Origin of the sequence: Bartonella sp. AA74HLJMH (assembly GCF_042197045.1) — a bacterium.
Lineage (GTDB): Bacteria > Pseudomonadota > Alphaproteobacteria > Rhizobiales > Rhizobiaceae > Bartonella.
Window position 1 is genome coordinate 1 of the sequence record NZ_JBHIRJ010000102.1, and the last position, 1069, is coordinate 1069.

Consider the following 1069-nt stretch of genomic DNA (forward strand, 5'->3'; position numbering starts at 1 on the left):
CAGTATCTTGTCATAGAAGATCAATCACTACCACATCTTGTGCTTTCATTGCGCATTGCTCTTAATGCGCTTTATAAACATTTTACGCAAAACCGGTAGTTTTCAAGCGGCGTCTTGGATATTAATGGCAACCTCTTTTCCAAGAGCAATGAGAGTGGATTCTAAGGCATCTAATTTGGTTGCGTGGTTTAAATCCAACAATCGGTCAATTTGTATTGGATGAAGTTTTAAAAGACGTACGAGATCAGCTTTGCGTAAGTTTTTTTCAATCATAGCGTTATGTATTGCAATTTTTAAAGTCACCAATGAAGATACTTCAACAAAAGGATAGGCAATATCACGATGTCCAAAGGGAATAGGTTCACGATCTTGAAAACGCCCCATAATGACTGTTAAAAGTGCATTTTTAGCCTGTTCCAAAGCTTCTTTTTCATCGTTACCATAGGTAATAAATTCCTGAAAGTCTTTAGAGACGACTAGAAGAGTATCATTGTCATCTTTGATAAATTTGATTGCATATTTCATTTACACCTCCATATTCAGGCTTATTTTAGGTCAAGATCTTTAAGAATCTTCTGGACTAATCCTGTTCCTAATTCTTTTCGCGTACCATGCATAGGTAAAACGGACTTTTTAGAATCACGCTTTACAAGCAAATGCCCTCCCTTCCCTGAAGTAAAACTGCAACCATGCTTTATAAGATATCTTTTCAATTCTTGACTATTCATTATAATAATATAACATCTAAAATGTTTCAATGCAACATAAATGTTGTACTAAAGAGAAATAAAGCACATCTTTTAAAACACCATATTTAGGTAAAAAAATAAAAAAAATACAAGATCATGATTTTTTTGTTGACATAGTGTAAAAAATCGTATTTAATGACGATACTGCACTAGTCGTATTGTGTCTAAAATTCAAAAATATCCCCAAAAATTCAGCAAAATGTGAACTTGAAGCGTAGCTAAAAAGCTCTGTTTTCTTGTTATCTCTGGCTAATTAATTTTTCACAGAATAAAAATCAATAATTGACTAATTATGTCATTAATTATGACTCAAAAGGAGC

Annotated in this window: 2 protein-coding genes; both read right to left on the bottom strand. The window is 32.8% G+C overall.

Annotated features, from left to right (window positions below):
* Positions 1-102: 102 nt before the first annotated feature.
* Positions 103-525 (bottom strand): type II toxin-antitoxin system HicB family antitoxin, encoded by a 423-nt coding sequence (locus ACFINH_RS09940; RefSeq protein WP_375613904.1) that lies wholly within the window; start codon positions 523-525, stop codon positions 103-105.
* A gap of 20 nt (positions 526-545) precedes the next feature.
* Positions 546-728, bottom strand: a complete 183-nt coding sequence (locus ACFINH_RS09945) for a type II toxin-antitoxin system HicA family toxin (protein ID WP_375633008.1) — start codon at positions 726-728, stop codon at positions 546-548.
* Positions 729-1069 lie beyond the last annotated feature (341 nt).

Excerpts from the sequence above, each read along its gene's own strand:
- ACFINH_RS09940 (WP_375613904.1), bottom strand. The coding sequence starts at position 525 with ATGAAATATGCAATCAAATTTATCAAAGATGACAATGATACTCTTCTA.
- ACFINH_RS09945 (WP_375633008.1), bottom strand. The coding sequence starts at position 728 with ATGAATAGTCAAGAATTGAAAAGATATCTTATAAAGCATGGTTGCAGT.